This window comes from Paraneptunicella aestuarii (genome assembly GCF_019900845.1).
GTDB classification, from domain to species: Bacteria; Pseudomonadota; Gammaproteobacteria; order Enterobacterales; family Alteromonadaceae; genus Paraneptunicella; species Paraneptunicella aestuarii.
Genome location: NZ_CP074570.1, coordinates 558,150 through 574,642, shown reverse-complemented (window position 1 = coordinate 574,642; position 16,493 = coordinate 558,150). Strand labels below are relative to the sequence as shown.

At 42.7% G+C, this 16,493-nt stretch carries 13 protein-coding genes; 8 read left to right on the top strand and 5 right to left on the bottom strand.

Features of this window, described 5'->3' with window-relative positions; translation table 11 throughout:
* Positions 1–26 precede the first annotated feature (26 nt).
* Together rph and KIH87_RS02410 are read right to left on the bottom strand one after the other, a co-directional pair.
* Positions 27–740, bottom strand: coding sequence for a ribonuclease PH (gene rph / locus KIH87_RS02415; RefSeq protein WP_232359952.1), 714 nt, complete (start codon positions 738–740; stop codon positions 27–29).
* A 448-nt stretch (positions 741–1,188) separates the two neighbouring features.
* Positions 1,189–3,138 carry an alpha/beta hydrolase family protein gene (locus KIH87_RS02410; RefSeq protein ID WP_232359951.1) on the bottom strand — a complete coding sequence of 650 codons (1,950 nt, stop codon included), beginning with the start codon at positions 3,136–3,138 and terminating at the stop codon, positions 1,189–1,191.
* Positions 3,139–3,315: 177 nt separating this feature from the next.
* Between KIH87_RS02410 and KIH87_RS02405 the strand changes: the two genes are divergently transcribed.
* From KIH87_RS02405 to KIH87_RS02390, 4 genes are all read left to right on the top strand, one after another.
* Positions 3,316–4,179, top strand: coding sequence for a YicC/YloC family endoribonuclease (locus KIH87_RS02405; protein ID WP_232359950.1), 864 nt, complete (start codon positions 3,316–3,318; stop codon positions 4,177–4,179).
* Positions 4,180–4,743: 564 nt separating this feature from the next.
* Positions 4,744–5,031, top strand: a complete 288-nt coding sequence (locus KIH87_RS02400) for a helix-turn-helix domain-containing protein (RefSeq protein WP_232359949.1) — start codon at positions 4,744–4,746, stop codon at positions 5,029–5,031.
* A gap of 3 nt (positions 5,032–5,034) precedes the next feature.
* Positions 5,035–6,369 carry a HipA domain-containing protein gene (locus KIH87_RS02395; protein WP_232359948.1) on the top strand — a complete coding sequence of 445 codons (1,335 nt, stop codon included), beginning with the start codon at positions 5,035–5,037 and terminating at the stop codon, positions 6,367–6,369.
* 347 nt (positions 6,370–6,716) lie between these two features.
* Complete coding sequence (locus tag KIH87_RS02390; protein WP_232359947.1) at positions 6,717–7,298, top strand: hypothetical protein; 582 nt, start codon at positions 6,717–6,719, stop codon at positions 7,296–7,298.
* Between the two features lie 590 nt (positions 7,299–7,888).
* Here KIH87_RS02390 and KIH87_RS02385 read toward each other — a convergent pair.
* Positions 7,889–11,374: a DEAD/DEAH box helicase gene (locus tag KIH87_RS02385; protein ID WP_232359946.1), complete on the bottom strand. Its 3,486-nt coding sequence runs from the start codon at positions 11,372–11,374 to the stop codon at positions 7,889–7,891.
* 389 nt (positions 11,375–11,763) lie between these two features.
* On the opposite strand from KIH87_RS02385, the gene KIH87_RS02380 reads away from it, so the two are divergent.
* Together KIH87_RS02380 and KIH87_RS02375 are read left to right on the top strand one after the other, a co-directional pair.
* On the top strand, positions 11,764–13,353 hold the full coding sequence (locus KIH87_RS02380) for a hypothetical protein (protein WP_232359945.1): 1,590 nt from the start codon (positions 11,764–11,766) through the stop codon (positions 13,351–13,353).
* Positions 13,340–13,480, top strand: a complete 141-nt coding sequence (locus tag KIH87_RS02375) for a hypothetical protein (RefSeq protein WP_232359944.1) — start codon at positions 13,340–13,342, stop codon at positions 13,478–13,480. Before KIH87_RS02380 ends, KIH87_RS02375 begins: the two co-directional genes overlap by 14 nt.
* Before the next feature lie 122 nt (positions 13,481–13,602).
* Here the strand turns inward: KIH87_RS02375 and KIH87_RS02370 are convergent, their stop codons facing one another.
* Positions 13,603–14,292, bottom strand: coding sequence for a hypothetical protein (locus KIH87_RS02370; protein WP_232359943.1), 690 nt, complete (start codon positions 14,290–14,292; stop codon positions 13,603–13,605).
* A 19-nt stretch (positions 14,293–14,311) separates the two neighbouring features.
* Positions 14,312–14,650 (bottom strand): PadR family transcriptional regulator, encoded by a 339-nt coding sequence (locus tag KIH87_RS02365; RefSeq protein WP_232359942.1) that lies wholly within the window; start codon positions 14,648–14,650, stop codon positions 14,312–14,314.
* Between the two features lie 190 nt (positions 14,651–14,840).
* Here KIH87_RS02365 and KIH87_RS02360 point away from each other — a divergent pair, with 190 nt between their 5' ends.
* Positions 14,841–15,611, top strand: a complete 771-nt coding sequence (locus tag KIH87_RS02360; protein ID WP_232359941.1) for a M48 family metallopeptidase — start codon at positions 14,841–14,843, stop codon at positions 15,609–15,611.
* Between the two features lie 335 nt (positions 15,612–15,946).
* Complete coding sequence (locus KIH87_RS02355; RefSeq protein WP_232359940.1) at positions 15,947–16,396, top strand: SRPBCC family protein; 450 nt, start codon at positions 15,947–15,949, stop codon at positions 16,394–16,396.
* Positions 16,397–16,493: the final 97 nt, after the last annotated feature.

Genomic DNA, 16,493 nt, shown 5'->3' with positions numbered 1-16,493 from the left:
GCTCAACCTCTCAAACAACTTTTAGCTTAGTTCAATGCAGCTTTTTGCATATCAAAAATTTCACGTAAGCCTTGTTTGGCCAAATCCATCATTTCGTACATTTCTTCAAAACTGAATGGCTCTTCTTCGGCTGTGCCCTGCACTTCGATCAGTTTGCCTGTATCTGTCATAACCACATTCATGTCTGTTTCAGCAGCGGAGTCCTCTTCATATTCCAAATCCACCACAGGTACACCTTTGTATACCCCAACAGAAACCGCACCAATCAAACACTTCATCGGATTATTTTTAAGAATTCCCTTACTGCGCATCCATGTCAGCGCGTCGGCCAAAGCAACACAGGCACCAGTAATAGAAGCAGTTCGTGTACCACCATCGGCCTGAATCACATCGCAATCGATAGTAATAGTGTTTTCGCCCAGCAGTTTTAAATCAACGGCTGCACGCAAAGAACGAGCGATTAAGCGTTGAATTTCCAACGTACGACCACCTTGTTTGCCACGAGCGGCTTCACGTTGTGAGCGAGTATGAGTTGCACGCGGTAACATGCTGTATTCGGCAGTGACCCAACCACGACCTTCACCTTTCATAAAACGGGGAACACCTTCTTCAACCGTCGCATTACACAGCACTTTTGTATTCCCAAACTCAACTAACACCGAGCCTTCAGCATGGCAGGTAAAGTTACGAGTAATAGTAATTGGTCTAATTTGCCCTGCTGTTCTACCGCTTGGTCGCATCGTGATCTCCCGAGTCATAAATTCAGTTTGAATGTGATATGTGAAAAACGGGCTTATTATAATCGTTATTTCAAGGATTCTCCCAGAAACCTTGCGACTTCTTCATAGTATTCTTCACGATTTTGTTCATTAAAGAATCCATGCCCCTCTTTTCCCTTGATAAACCACTTGTAAGGCTTGCTTGTGTTTCCACTTGGTTGACCGTTTGGGATCCGCATAATCGCCCGTTTTAGCAAATACCTAAGGAGCCAGATTAGCGCTCGCAGACATCGCGAGAGAAAATAAAATGAGAATAATTAAAGTGGATATTGTGCGAGATAAAATTTGACGGTACATAATCTCTCCCTGATGTTATATCCCAAAGCTTTCTTAGCTTGGTATTGGTGTAGCAAACAATGAAAAGTAAGAAAGGGCGCACTCGGCGCCCTGGCGTTGTTTATTGCGATATTTATTGCAAATAAGGCTTCATAAACCTGGCGACTTCTTCGTAGTATTCAGCACGGTTTTCTTCTTTAAAGAAACCATGCCCTTCCAAGTCTTTAGTAAACCATTTGTAAGGTTTGTTTAGCTCTTTCAGTTTATCTGCAAGCTTCTCTGCATGCTCAATAGGTACAATTTCATCTTTACCACCGTGAGCAATCAAAATAGCAGCTTTTAGCTTATTCACGTTATTAACGGGTGAAAATGCACGCATTTTTTCGATATCTTCACCTAAAGCCATTTTCAGAAAGCTTTCACCCCATGAAGTATCTAAAACAATAGATTCCTTGTTCATGTACTCCAGATCGTATACCCCGGCGGTTGCCACCACACACTTGAACAAATCAGGTTCCATTGTTGCGCTTTGCACAGCCGCATAACCACCAAAGCTCGTCCCCATTACACACACTTTTCCGGCATCCAGGTTTTTATTGGCAAGCGCCCATTTAGTCCCGTCAATCACATCATGCATGATGGTATCGCCCCAATGCTTGTGCCCTGCCGACCAGAATTTATTTCCATATCCACTCGATCCTCTAAAATTGATACGTAATACGGCATATCCCTGATTGGCCAGCATTTGCACTTCACGATCAAACGCCCAATAATCTCGGCTTTGAGGACCACCATGAACCAGGGTCACCAGTGGCAGTTTATCTTCTGGCTTGGCTCCAACAGGACGGTTTAAATAGCCATTAATGGTTACACCATCACGCGACTGGAACTTAACCGGCTCAGCCGAAGACAATTGACTGGTGTCCAGCTTGATTTGGTCGAACAGCTTTTTAAAGCTGTCGTTCTGTTTGTTATACAGATAGTAAGTACCGGGATTGGCATCCGCGCCCAGAAAAACAACGCTCCATACACCATCCTTACTTTGGCTAGTAATGGTAACGCTATTGCCGGGAAATTTCTGAATCAGGTGTTTAAAAGTTTTCGCTTCTTCCGTGGCGCTGCTAAAAATAATGTAAGTCGGATAATCAGGATCAACGCGTAATCCATAGACGACGTTTCCTTCACCATTAAATACCGCTTGGGTAATACTGACATCAGGATCAGTATAAAGCTCTTTTCGTTCACCTGTTGTCATGGAAATTTTGTGCAATCCAGTTTTATCGTTATTCAGATTGTCAAACACATATAACCACTTACCAGATTTACTAAAACCTAAAGGTTGAAAATCATTTCCAAACTCACTTTGAGGGATCTCAATCCACTTATCATTCTCAGCATCGAATTTTTGTGCAACACGCTGATACTTTTCATTTTTCCCATAGACAAGACGAAGATTTCCTTGCTGGTCAGCCAAGAAAACCGGGTCAGAGATAGTAGAACCAGCAATAGTAGAACTTAGCCTGCCGTTATAAACATTCAGCTTATGAACCGTCGCTAATTTGGTTTCACTTTCAGACCACTTGGTAGAAGAAATCAAAATATTCTCTTCATCGTCAGGCAGGTAATCGATAATTTGAGCCCAACCTTTAATGCCTTTACGTTGCTTAATATTGGTTCCAGTGCTCATTCCACCGGCGCGGTAACCATAAATTAGCTCGCCGCGTCCTCCGTCATAATCAACGGCATATAATTCGCCATTGTTCTCCAATTGCTCTCGCCACCCTCGCTTTTGAAGAATTTCGATAACAATACGTTCATTGTTAACCCAGTGAATATCACCCACCTCACCAGTATCAGAAAAAGCCGTAGCGCCAACCATCTTAAAAGACTCACTTTCAAATACGGCTAATTTACGTTTGCCTTCCTGAGTCAAGACAACAGCGATGTGTTTACCGTCAGGAGAAAGCTTAACGTCGTGATATTCAGGAGCACGAGCAAAATCAGCAGGGCTTAATTGTGCCAATGCTGAAAATGAGAAGAAAAAGAACGAGACTAGAAAAAGCCTCTTTGCGAAGTTAATCATTCCTTATTCCTTAGTTACAAAAAGTTCCAACACCACTTCGGACTCACCCGAAATGAATGCATCACAATGGTCGCTATTATGGCAGAAGACAATATTTAAGCAAGGAAGCCAAGCTCTTCATTTAACTATGAGGAGTTATCGGTATAGAATACTCGCAAATCACCAAGGAAATGCCACATGATCTACAGTATGACAGCGTTTGCCCGCAAAGAGCTCAAGAGCTCCTGGGGAACAGCCGTATGGGAAATTCGTTCAGTTAACCAACGATTTCTCGAAACCTACTTCCGTTTGCCCGAGCAATTCAGAGGCTTGGAACCTGTTTTAAGAGAACGTTTCCGTAAAAAACTACAACGCGGGAAAGTAGAATGCGCTCTACGTTTCAGTAGCGAAGGTGCCGAAGCAAGCAAAATCACACTAAACGAAGCACTGGCAAAACAGGTTTTACAAGCAGCGGACTGGGTTCAGTCACATGGTCAATCAACGGGTGTAAATCCTTTAGATATCTTACGTTGGCCTGGAGTTGTCGCCTCCGAAGAAGCCGATATGGACGCCATTCAAGCAGCATTATTAGCAGGTCTAGACGAAACCCTTGATGATTTCATTGCCGCACGCGCCACCGAAGGCGAAGAGCTGAAAAAGCTGATCGAACAACGCTTGGACGGAATCGAAGTAGAAAGTGCCAAAGTACAAGAACACATGCCTCAAATCCTGCAATGGCAACGAGAAAAACTGCTCACTCGCTTTGAAGAAGCCAAAGTTGAACTGGATGAAGGCCGTTTAGAACAGGAAATGGTCATGCTGGCGCAAAAGATCGACGTGGCAGAAGAACTGGATCGTTTAAAAGCACACGTAAAAGAAACTCGCAACATCATCACTAAAGGCGGCGCTTGCGGCAGACGCCTCGACTTCATGATGCAAGAATTCAACCGCGAATCTAACACACTCGGTTCAAAATCCATCAACGCCGACATCACACAATCAGCGGTAGAATTGAAGGTGTTAATCGAGCAGATGAGAGAGCAGATCCAGAATATTGAATGATGTTTCTGCCAGTTTCAAGGAATATCTATCACCAGCAAAACCGCTACTTCTAGCGGTTTTTGTTTTTCAGCTGGTATCTTTTTAGGCTAGTATGTTTCAAAAAAGTGGTGACAGATTCGGTGACAGAAAACAGCTTTGTTGAACAAATGATTTGAACTTTTCCTTCTCTTAATGATCAGATTACCAAATCATTACTGCTCCGTCCTGATGCCTAAACCCAAATATCGAACTAAAAACTGCTGCTACTTTTCGGGGGGATTACATGGTGCTTTATCTATGGAATGAATTGATCAACAGAGCCATTGAGATGCCAAAACGTTCGGATCTGAAACAAGCAGCATAAGCCAAGCGCTATAATTAGAATGTAGATACAAATAATTGGAACAGCTAACTTCTACATTTATCATACGATGCAACTATTTAATCACCATTATCGGCTATTTATTTAGTAAATCTCTAACCCCATAGAAATATTCACCGTTATCAGTGATTATATTTGAAATTTCACATAACCACTCTATAATCACCAGTTATGGTGAACAATATTCAAGTGATCACAATCTCATGGCTAAGAAAGTAACTGCTTCAGACATGCCAAGTACCGACTTTATCGATAGCGCAGAGATACTTGGGCAACTGATCAAAGCCAAGCGCACAGAACTCGGTATTAAACTAGCCGACTGCGCAGCGCTATGCAGGATCGGCATTAACACCTTGTCACGTATTGAAAACGGTAATGCGAATTGTACCTTAGCTGCGGTTTTCTCTGTTCTGAATGGGTTGGGTATCAAGCTGACATCGAAAGCGCTAACGCCGACAGCGAACTCTTCATCAGACGAGGAATGGGTTTAACCAATGGCGAACACCCATGCATACCAACTGAATGTAAGTTATGGTGATGATGTCATCGGTACATTGACTCTGGATAGCACTACAAACCTGTTAAAACTAAGCTATTCGCCACAATGGCAGCAAAACGGTTTTGCCATTTCGCCACATTTGCCACTCAACAACCGACATACGCCAGAGGTTGCCTACAACTACCTTGATAACGCCTTACCTGAGGGTGAAGCACGCAAACTGCTGGCTGAAAACCTGGGTGTTTCAGAAAAAAACGTGTATTCGCAAGTCCGTGCTATAGGCAAAGACTTAGCTGGAGCGGTGACTTTTAAACCGGCACAAGAAAGTCAGGTAGATGGGCCACAACCCGTCTTTAGAGCACTTGAAGACGGAGAACTCATTGAAAGGCTCGATAATAAGGAAGAGTTCGGCCTACTGACATGGGATGACAAGCCACGGCTCAGCGTTGCGGGTGTGCAAGACAAACTCAATGTCTTTATTGATGCAGCTGGGCAAATTGGGTTTGGCGACGGTTCTTTGTGTTCCACCCATATCCTGAAGTTTGAAAAGAAAAACTGCCCCAATCTGGTATTAAACGAATTCTTCTGTATGAAGCTATCAAAAGCGATTGGGCTACCTACCGCCGATGTAACGTTTAGACGTTTTGGCTCTCATCCGGCGCTTATCGTTAAACGATTTGACCGCAAATATATGAGTGACAATAACAAAGTGTTGAGGCGTCACGTGATAGATGGTTGCCAAGCCCTCAACTTATCAAGAGATCACAAATACGAACGCAACCTTGGTGATGGGCGAGATGTTCAGCACATTCGGGATGGCGCAAGTTTAGAGAAACTGTTTGAATTTTGTCAGCGCATGTCTTCACCCGTTGAAAGCACACAATGGCTGATCCAGTGGCAATTATTCAATCTAATGATCAGCAATTACGACAGTCATGGCAAAAATGTCTCGTTGTATTTCGATAAACAAAATGCGCGATTTACGCCTGCTTATGATTTGGTGAATATCGCCCTGCTCCCACAATTTAAGCATGTCTTAGCAATGGCAATGGGCGATGAATTTGAGCCAAAGGACATTCACGCCTATCAACTGGCTGACTTTGCTGAAACCTGTAATATCGACAAAAGGCTATTGTCGAGACTATTGGTTGGACTCGCAGATAGAGTACTGAGCCGACTTTCTGGTCGTGTTTTTATCAACGACCTGAAAGAACAAGCGTATGTCACGGTCGAGGACATCCCGTATTTTGAGGCATTACGTGACAACATTTTCGCGAGAACAGAATATTTAAAAGCACAGGCGGAAGACATACCCTCTATAACGGTATAAACCTGGGATAAGCGCTTTAGTTTGTCAACATTTATCAATAGAAGGTACCCTAAGGGAGCCAAATCAAAGTGTTTACGCGAATAGTTGCACACCACTTTGCTTTTTGATTTTTCGTACTAAAATGACTGTCGAGTGAATGAGGAAACAGGTGATCACACCGTAGAAGGTGGTTACCCACGAGGCGAATAAACTTTCAAAAATTCGATTTAATTACTTGAAATTTATATGTTTTTCACCACATTCATCAAGTTAGATCCAGAATATTGAATGATGTTTTTGCCAGTGGCTATACTGGCAATTAAGGCCATATGTTTTATCAACACAGAGCAGTTAAATAAGGAAATATTTTGAAATACATTATCGCGTTATCATTGAGTCTTGTGCTTTTGTCAGGGTGCAAATCTACCGAAGAACTTACACCTGTTTCAAAGATCAAACCGGGAGTGGCAAAAGAGGGGACACTGGCAAATACCAAACTCATTTCGGATGCAACAGCAGGTCTGGAAAAAATAACAGGAGCCAGTATCAATGACTCGGAGCTTCTTAAGTTTGTTATTCAGCATCCCGTCGGAAATGTTGGGTCACGATCTTGGCGTGAAATGTGGATTATAAAGAAAAAAAATGAGGCAACTCAGTTTCTTATCACATTCAAAGAATCTGGCTTGGACGCGGCAGACTTTGAAATTACAAAAATGAATGAAAAGACGTCTAAAAAAGATTGTCCACAATCTCTTGGCGGCTTTGAGATGGGGCAATCTAATGTGTTCATTAAAGAATGTTTGGGTACCCCAGATTATATCGATCAAAATCCAGATGGACGATACGTATATTTGTATAACAAACCAAATGGCGTCGTTGTAACTTATTTATTTAGCAAAGAAAACAAGTTTACAAAATTTGCCGCTTACCAAGATACAAATAAAAAATAATAAACGATTCAAACGCGATTGCGTTCTCGATTATTGATGGATGTCATGGCGGTAAAAGCAGGATATCAACCACTGAACTATAGCTTGTGGGATCAGAACGGGGATTTTTACTTTAAGTCAATTCAAGCTGGTGTAGCTAATAACTACCAGCATTGAGTACGGCCTCTCCAACTAACGCCATCCAGCTTCATCTTTGATTCTGTTGCAAGTCTGCTATATACCGACAATCTGTGAGAGATTACACCCAAAAGAGATGCTAGCAAATTGTTAACGGACAAAAGGAATTTGCTTAGACCAATTTAAATGGTGACAAAGATGGTATGACAACTTCCAGGTTTAACCACTTTGCCACCACACAATGAATGCTCAACAAGTCAAATCCTTGATAAAAAAGCCGATACGGGACGTTTTCAAGTAAATGACAAGCTCTATCTAAGAATTTCATCGAGCAAAACCGCTTCTTGGACATTTCGCTATAAAATTAACGGTATACGGAAAGAAGCTTCTATTGAAAAGTACGGCGAAGAACCAGTTGGACTAACTAAGCAAACTACCATGTTTATTCCTTTTCTTTGATGACTATCACTTGCCTAAAATTTAAAAACAGATTTATTGTGCGACATCGCTCTCGTTTCAGATTCAAAGAGCATTTCACTGTAGAGCTTTGCTGTTGCGGCTTTTAGCACGTCAAAATTGTCGTAACATTGCATGCCACTGAACTGCAATTCCGAAGATAGCTTTCCTTCACGCCAGTCATCAATATTACCAATTACAAATAGGTGGTGCTTGGCGCGCGTCACAGCAACATTGAGCAAATTGGGTCTGCTATTTACCCAGGATATACCACCACTTTTATTACGAACAGTTGATGCAGCCAAGCATAGAATAACTGTCGAAGCCTCTTTTCCTTGAAAAGTATGCACGGTTCCTATGTTATGTGTGGCAAAGCCTTCAATATCCATATTCTGTCCTTTCAAGCCAACGACCTGCTTCATCCATGTATGGTTGCTAATATCTTTGGCCCACCTGCGCCAAACTCTTTGTAACTCGTAACTCATTAATGTGAATGGTGTAATTACATAGACGCCTTTTCTCACCATCTCGGGCTGATACTCAGCAAGGTATTGAATAAGCTGAATTGCCGCATTCGCTTCTTTCTCATTTGAATAACCACGACGATTTATTTCATTGCTATTTTCAGAAACATGAAGCCATCCGCTCGGAATCGCCTTCCAATCAAAGGCATGGCTTGCATTAACCATTTTTCCATCGTAAGCAATCAAATTGGCAATAGAAAACATGGGTTCGACACAGCGTCGATGAACCAAAAGCGGTAATCCCACTTTGCGCTCACCAATTCGAGCAACAAAACTTCCAGCCCGATCCGCTACAGATTGCGCCGAACTCACAGTTACCAAATAATCATCTCCCCAATAATGTTCCGTATCACTGGTTGATATAGGCATAAAATCCTCCGCAATAGCCAAATCAATCTGTTGCGGGGTTTGTACCACGGGTTCTAACTGAATAGGATCGCCAACAAAAATGGCTTGTTTACTGCGTTGCAGTAAGCCAACGACGTGGTAATTCACCGCTTGCCCAGCTTCATCAAACATGGCCAAGCCGAATCCCCCGGGTTTTTGCATCAGTCTAAATTGGTTTTCTACCGATGAAAGCGAGGTGCTTATAATAGGGAAGAAAGCAAACAAGACAGCCCAGAGCTTGGCATGCTCGGGGATTTTTTCTTTAGTTTCCAAGCGCCCATCGATCAGGCGTTCCACATCATCAAAACATGCTATAAATTGCTTTGCGGAAACTTCCAATAATGCTTCATTCAATGCAAGCGCAGCCACAAACAGCTCGCTACGCGCATGATTAAGCTTCACGCCCCCCAACGGCATACTCAATTGTAAACGTCGTTCAGCGTCATCTCCACTCTCATCGGGCTGAATTGAATAGTGTTCTTCTTGCAGCAAATAATGAAGAGCTTGCATACCCCAATCACTCGAAGACGGTTGCAAGGTTTCGATTAAGTGATAGAGAGTTGCAAATCGTTTTTTGGCATCTTGTAGCTTTTGAGCTTGGTACTTCTCATGTTCGCCAGAAGCAAACCATTGTGATTTAAAAGCTTTTAAGGCGTCACGAGCCTCATTCCACTGTCCGTCATCAAAGCCATTCCAGATTTCTGTAAACTGAGAAATGTTAAGTTCGGAACTCGCAATTCGCTGTAAAGCATCGACAAACGCGACCAAAAAATTGCCATGCTTATTCTTGTAGGCATGGGAACGCGTTATGTCCATTGCCAAAGAATTCAGTTTGTTCTCTTCCAACCAGCGCTTTAGAAAGCCTTCTACAATCTCTCCTGAATGATTTCTATCCGACTTTTGTAGCTCTCTCCACAAGGCATTTAAGTGAAAATAATCATGAGCTCCTTTTAAGTACATCTTAAGCTTTTTAAATTGCTCTTTGAACGCTGAGCGATTGGTGGAATTTCCAAGTACCGCGCAAAATACTCCCCATGATCCGGCACCAGCAACGGCACTAAAATGGGTCATTGATTGCAGGTAAGTTGCATGAATTTGAGCTGCAGCCGGAAGTTCTTTGGATATATTTTCAACCGCTTTATTATTGCTCGACGCTACAACCATGCTATTTGTCATAATGACTCTTACTGCATCAATGTTGTCCAACCAGTTTTTATCATCCATAAAGCTCATCAAATCGTAGGTTCTCTGGACAAACCGATGAGCAATAATATCTTTTAATAAGGTTGTTTTTCCGGTTCCTGGTGGACCGTTGACAGCCAAAAGTGGATGCTTCGAATAATTCACACCAGCATTTACAGCAACTGTCTGTAATAGAGATAAACCATACTCAGGATTCTCTGGCCATCGTCCCCTGATAACTTTCGTTGTTAGCGGTTTAAAAAACGCTGCATTATTTAATGCCGAGGGGATCTCAAATTGTTTTTCCGCCCCCAACAAATAACGTTTTAATGGTTCTGACATCCCGCGACTTCCGTCTTTAACGATGCGCTGAATGCAACTCTCCAGATCATTAACAAAAAACGGCCCCAATTGCTTTTTCTCTAGACCATCCGGGTAATAACAGAAACGCCACCTGAAAGTCACCGCACCATCTTTCAGTCTCCTTCCCTTGTATTTCAGCTCATCTTCGCGTTTCTCGGCATTTTGAAAACGACTATCTATAGGTTGGCATTGCCCCAACATGAACTCACGAGAATTATCTTCTGGCCAAAATTCACCTGCCAGTTTCCGGTTGATGGTCGTTAACCGTTGTAACAGCACCTCCGTTATCAATGGCGTGTTATCATCCTCCCAAGCCAATTCTCGATGCATTATATTTTCAATAATATCTACTCGGCTTTCAATCCAGTCAGATAAGCTCATATTTGATGCTGCGGATGGAGGACAACGTCGATATAGTGTGCGCATCGTCGCTAAATTGACCGTCAAGTCTTGGTCTTCCTCAGACCTTCGCCAAGTAAAACAGCTTAATTCTTCATTCCAGTTCGGAATCAGTGCCTGACCAACCAAATAGGTTCGGGGTATTTCTGAATTAGGGTGTTGCTCTGAGTCTTTCGCAATATATCCAGCACGATGACACTGAAACATCACCAGCATACGGCTATCTTTATTCAGCTCCAGCTTGCCGCGCTGATAACTCGAAACTGCGTTACCATTCCATATTTCCAGGAAATCATCGGCAGGAACACTCAACAAATCCTTCTCGTTATATATGGGGCATTCAGGTAAATCGAATAACTCTGCATCCAGCCAATAATTCAGTATGCGCTGACATTTTTCAGAATCGCGTTTCTCTTTGTCGATAACCTCTAAATCGTGCTCTTTATTCAAACCAGAGCGAGAAATCGGAGTGGTCTTTTCAAAACTTGACGTGCCGACAGATTGCGAATTAAAGGTGGAAATCTTTTTCGATGATATTGGGAGTTTATGTAATGTGCTCTTTTCAGCAATATACACCTTATTCGGTACAGTTAATTTCTTTTGCCTTCCCAGCAAAGCATTTAACACCTTTTTAAATATACCCTTCACTTTTAATTGAACCCTATTTCAACCAATGTTTGTCACCGCCCAATATATAAACGACTTAATGAGTGACTGCTATTTCATAAGTAACAGAATCGTACCATACATCCCTAAAAATTGGCGACGTAGGGGAAGCTCCCGCGCTAAAAATAATTGAATAGCGAAACAGGAGCCGTTCAACCTATGTACAATATCCATCACTTGCATTCAACGTTTTACTTTCCTGGCCAATTCGGTAAGAATTATCCCGCTTATTGTAAGACCCGCTTAATTCACCTTAAGCCAATACCAATAATTAAAAGCGCCAGCTTGCTCTTAATAGCCTATTAGCAGCCTGTTAGTAATCAAAACAGAGAGCTCAACAGCCCAAGCGCTATGTTCAGGAAGATGATGTAATGCAGCAATCATGGTCTGTGGGATCAAATCTGAAAACCGGCATTTCTGTCTGGCTTTATAGCTTCACTTTTTTAACTTGCCTGATGTTGGCTGATGCCTTTGGTGATGTCACCTTTACGGCCGGTCAATATCCCGATTTATCCGCCCTGTGGCAAGAGCATAAACTGGATTTGGTGCTGACGCTTATCAGCCTCATCTCGTGGTTCTTCTGCCATAAATTCAAAGCGCAAATACGCAATATCGAGTTAGAAGATAAGGTGCTGGGCAACCACATCACAGGGCAGTTTCTCACCTGGATTGCATTGGCAATCGGTATTTATTCCTCGGTAACGTCCTCTGCGTTTTTGCAATGGTTTTCGCCCGCGGCAAATGCTGTAGGCCAGGCAAAATATGGCATTGATTTAGTGCTCGGCTTTATCGCCCTGACTCTGTTTGGTTTTATTAAACACGGTAGCCATGTGGCTGACAAAGCGAAGCAACAAGACAAGCAGCAAGCGGAATACATTAATGAACTGCACGAAACCATTCGCTTGGCTCCACCTCGAACCTTTCCCCATCGTTTGGCGTTATACGCCGATGTGATGGAAGATTTTGCGGTAGAAGTCACGGCAAGTGAATGGAGCGATTATTTACAAAAACCTGAAGACGAGCGCTTAGCTCAATGTGAAGACTTGCTGGAAAGCCAGCGCTCGGTAATTCGCGCTTGCCTTGTGGCCTTGGCGCGCCTTGCCGGACATTACGACAACGCGCCTTTGGGCAATGGTTCCAACTTGCAGTATCGCGCTAACCTGATGCTGACTACACATGCGCAAAACCCACAACGTTTAGCGGCATTAGGAGAAGAAAAAGACTTTGAACACCGCTTCAATATTGGCGTTGCAGCCACTCCTCAATATCAGCTGATTCTGGATAAACGCTACAGCGTATTAGTGGATTCTGACGACGTCAGCATTATTGATATTTCGGAAGAAGATACACATACCAACTCTCAGTCCAATGCCCAAAACAATAATAGAGCCAGCTTTAAAGCCTGCCAGTTTCTTCACGACGATAAGGTGAAAAACGCCATTTTTCCGGTGTATTGGTCGGACGAACAAAGCACTACTCACAATTATTACAACATGATCGGAGCACCCGATGCACTGGCAAGCTGCCAGCCGCAGTTTATTCCCGACACCATAAGTCGAGCAAAAGAGCTTGGCGAAAATGGTTATTCGGCTCCACTTGCCAAACAAGCCGTTGAATATTTCACCAATGATGAAAAAGGCCGCTCTATTGTCAGCTTACCCATTTCATCACAGCGCTTTATGAACCATTCACTCAAGCCAGCAAAAATGGTGGGGGTGGTGAACATCTACCGTAATAAGAAAGATATATTCTCCGGTAATGAAAAGAACTTCAGCCTATTTTGCGACTTCACCTTACCGTTACAATTAGCTTTGGCTAGAATTATCAGTATGCATATTGCGGTGTTAGAAGATAAAGCTGACTTGCAACAAAATGCTGCTTTACAAAAAAGCGAAGATGTAAGCCCCCAAACAAAGCCACTGAAAAACAATGGAAATCAGATAGCTGATGAAATATACTGAACGCCCTTTAGGTTTAAATGAAGGTTTATCAATGTCTGAAGAGACAAAGAAATTAGTGGCTCGCATGGCAGCAATGTATTCTGCCAAAAAGAAAGCCCAAGAAGGTATGAAACCTAAAAACGGCTAATCCGAATTTACGAATTTCAAAAAAAGCGCCCTCAGGCGCTTTTTTTATGTCTATTTTTCTTATAATTGCTCTTTTTGTATTTGAAGATATCCTCAACTTAGCGGCCTTACAAAGGATGAACATCAAACGTTCAGCGTCATTCTCTCCACTTTCCATCTCTTCAACAACGCAAAACCCAATGGAATAATCATGTACACAATGGGCAACCACATAAAGGCAATTATGGGCCCGGCTTCTCTTAGTGGAACTTGATTAACGTTGAAGTAAAGCATTCCAATCCCATAAGGAAGTGCTAATGCAGTGAACGCAAAAAACAGGTAATTTCGCAGATTTAACCTTTCCCGACGCTCAAACCAATGCAATACCAAAAAACATCCAACAGTCCAAATACAAGAAGGGATATTGAATAACAGGCCAATACTGGCATCGAACATCAGTCCATTAGCCAAAGAATCCCAGAACAGCGATTCCAGAAAGAACTGATGAAGCGCCCCAGTAGTCCAGTAAGGATGCTCAAAAACCTCGTCACTACCAAATGCTAAAAAGGTAATGGCTGTTAGCATAACGAAGAAAACGCTTAAAATGAGTGAAACGCCAAGGCCAGTGTAAATCGCTTGCTTGTTTATAGAATATCGCCAGCAAGTAGCGAGAGTTTGGTGCCAAAATTTAAAATTTCGACTCTTCAATGGTTCATCCGAGCCGTTAAATTCTTCGATTAGATCCCCAGATATTTCTTCCTTAACCTTTTCAGGTAATAGCCATTCCAACAATTTCATAGCCAATTTAGGTGGGTTCTGTATTTCCTTGTTCATATCGTGCCTCCTGTTGTACTCAGATATGCGATAAAAGGTTAATGGATGCGTTTTGCCATAGTATTTCCAGCTGTTTTCGCGTTTCCTGCAACATGCTCATTCCATCCGGTGTCACACTAAAATAGCGCTTGGCCTTGCCTCCCCGTTCCTGAGTTGCACCCGCTTTTCTTGAGGTGAGTAATCCTTTTTTTTCTAAACGTTCCGTCGTGGCATATATCGCCCCAATCGCAACTTCTCTTGCAATGCTGTGCTTCAGTGCTTCGCGAATGGTCACGCCATATGCGTTGTCTTTCAGGCTTAAAATTGCCAGTAAAACAACGTGCTCAAATTCTCCCAAATACGATTCTCTATTAGCCATTTTCCTTTCCTGAACATCAAATATATCTACATAATAGTTTTTATTGATGGATGGTCAACAGATAAAAACTATTAAATAGTATTAATATTGATAACAATGAAGATATAACCGCTCTAAAATTGAAAGATAAGGAAAAGACATACAGGATTTATCTGTTACCATAACTCGACAAAACTACAGAGCCGCGACGTTGAACCGATTCTTCTCTTCCGCTAAAAGCACCAAGCCCAAAACTCAGGTGAGCAAACACCAATGGTTTGGTATGGAAGTGGAAGTGCATCGCAAGGCAATGAAAACCTTACGATTAAAAGTGAATGCGCAAGATGGTTTAGTCCGCATATCTGCGCCACACTATTTGCCCGACAGCGCAGTGCAGCAATTCATGCGCAACAACCACCAATGGATATTGCAACGCAAAAACGAACTTGCACAACATATCCAACCCAAATTGCATTTTGAGACCGGTGAGCTGCATCCTCTTTGGGGTCAGGCTTATACGCTACAAGTTAGCCACTCATTGGAACGCTCATCGATTCGCACCACGTCGGATCAGTCCATATTGATGATGGTGCCTTCAAAATATACCGCTTCTGATAAAGAAAAGTTGCTCGACAACCTTTATCGCCGTCAGCTCAAAAAAGCCATTCCGGCATTATTGCAAAAATGGCAACCTATTGTTGGCAAAACAGTGGATGATTGGGGTATCAAGAAAATGCGCACCCGTTGGGGAACCTGTAATATTCAGGCAAAGCGCATTTGGTTAAGCCTTGAACTTGCCAAGAAGCATCCCGATTGCCTGGAGTATGTGTTAGTTCACGAGTTGGTTCATTTGCATGAACGCTATCACAATCAACACTTTAAAGACCTTATGACTCGCTTCTTACCCGACTGGAAAGAACGTGAAGTGTTATTAAACCAGCCCACGATAGGGCTTCAAACGCCTCCCGACATGGATCTTTAGCCCAAATTAATTCTCTCCCACGAGCTCAACACGGTTGATTTTTTACCATCCATGTGACATTTTGTTACCGCTTGAATGGGTGTTGGAAGCAAGCATCGCTTAAAGTCATTTAAGCGAATATTAAATTTCCAGAAAGCATGAAAAGAATTCCAGATGAGTGATGCCTTGAAGGTAGTCATTCCTCTTTATTGCTGCGCATTTTGATGTCGCTCACTGTGACTCACTGCTGACTAACTGCAACAAAACAAGGGAAATTTCCCAATGCAGTCGAACAGGGCAAGCGCAGCATTCACCCCATTCACATATTGATATTTTGACTACAGGAAACTTCCATTATGGCAACAATGAACGCACTACATATTGAAAACCAAGTGCCGATTAACGCAAAACCAGACGTAGTGTGGAAAGCATTTACGCAAGAAATTCAAAACTGGTGGGCGCCGCAATTCAACGCCTTAGACAATTCCCGAATTAATCTTGAATTAAGAACTGGCGGTCGCTTGTATGAAAGCAACCCGGCTGGTGCAGAAAACTTGTGGTTCACCATCACCAGTTTTTACCCTGGCAATTTCATTGAGTTCGTCGGCAACCTTAAGCCTCAATATGGTGGCCCGGCAACGGATATGCTGAAACTCACCTTCCATCCATATAAAAATGGCACGCTGGTACACATTGACGACCATATCTATGGCCCGGTCTCTGAAGGTGCTCGCCAATTCCTGGGACAAGGTTGGTTAATGATTATCTCTGCTGGATTAAAAGCTTACGTTGAATCAAAAAACTAAGTTAATCAGTGATCTGGGAAGGAAAGCAACACGCCTTTCTTCCCAAATTACCTTTCACATTACTCTCTCCAGGGCGAGATCCCACATATTTAATCAG

What these genes read in the sequence shown, in the direction of transcription:
- KIH87_RS02405 (WP_232359950.1), top strand. Translation starts at nt 3,316, where the DNA reads ATGATCTACAGTATGACAGCGTTTGCCCGCAAAGAGCTCAAGAGCTCC.
- KIH87_RS02375 (WP_232359944.1), top strand. Translation starts at nt 13,340, where the DNA reads ATGAAATATACTGAACGCCCTTTAGGTTTAAATGAAGGTTTATCAATG.
- rph (WP_232359952.1), bottom strand. Translation starts at nt 740, where the DNA reads ATGCGACCAAGCGGTAGAACAGCAGGGCAAATTAGACCAATTACTATT.
- KIH87_RS02355 (WP_232359940.1), top strand. Translation starts at nt 15,947, where the DNA reads ATGGCAACAATGAACGCACTACATATTGAAAACCAAGTGCCGATTAAC.
- KIH87_RS02380 (WP_232359945.1), top strand. Translation starts at nt 11,764, where the DNA reads ATGCAGCAATCATGGTCTGTGGGATCAAATCTGAAAACCGGCATTTCT.
- KIH87_RS02400 (WP_232359949.1), top strand. Translation starts at nt 4,744, where the DNA reads ATGGCTAAGAAAGTAACTGCTTCAGACATGCCAAGTACCGACTTTATC.
- KIH87_RS02365 (WP_232359942.1), bottom strand. Translation starts at nt 14,650, where the DNA reads ATGGCTAATAGAGAATCGTATTTGGGAGAATTTGAGCACGTTGTTTTA.
- KIH87_RS02410 (WP_232359951.1), bottom strand. Translation starts at nt 3,138, where the DNA reads ATGATTAACTTCGCAAAGAGGCTTTTTCTAGTCTCGTTCTTTTTCTTC.
- KIH87_RS02370 (WP_232359943.1), bottom strand. Translation starts at nt 14,292, where the DNA reads ATGAACAAGGAAATACAGAACCCACCTAAATTGGCTATGAAATTGTTG.
- KIH87_RS02395 (WP_232359948.1), top strand. Translation starts at nt 5,035, where the DNA reads ATGGCGAACACCCATGCATACCAACTGAATGTAAGTTATGGTGATGAT.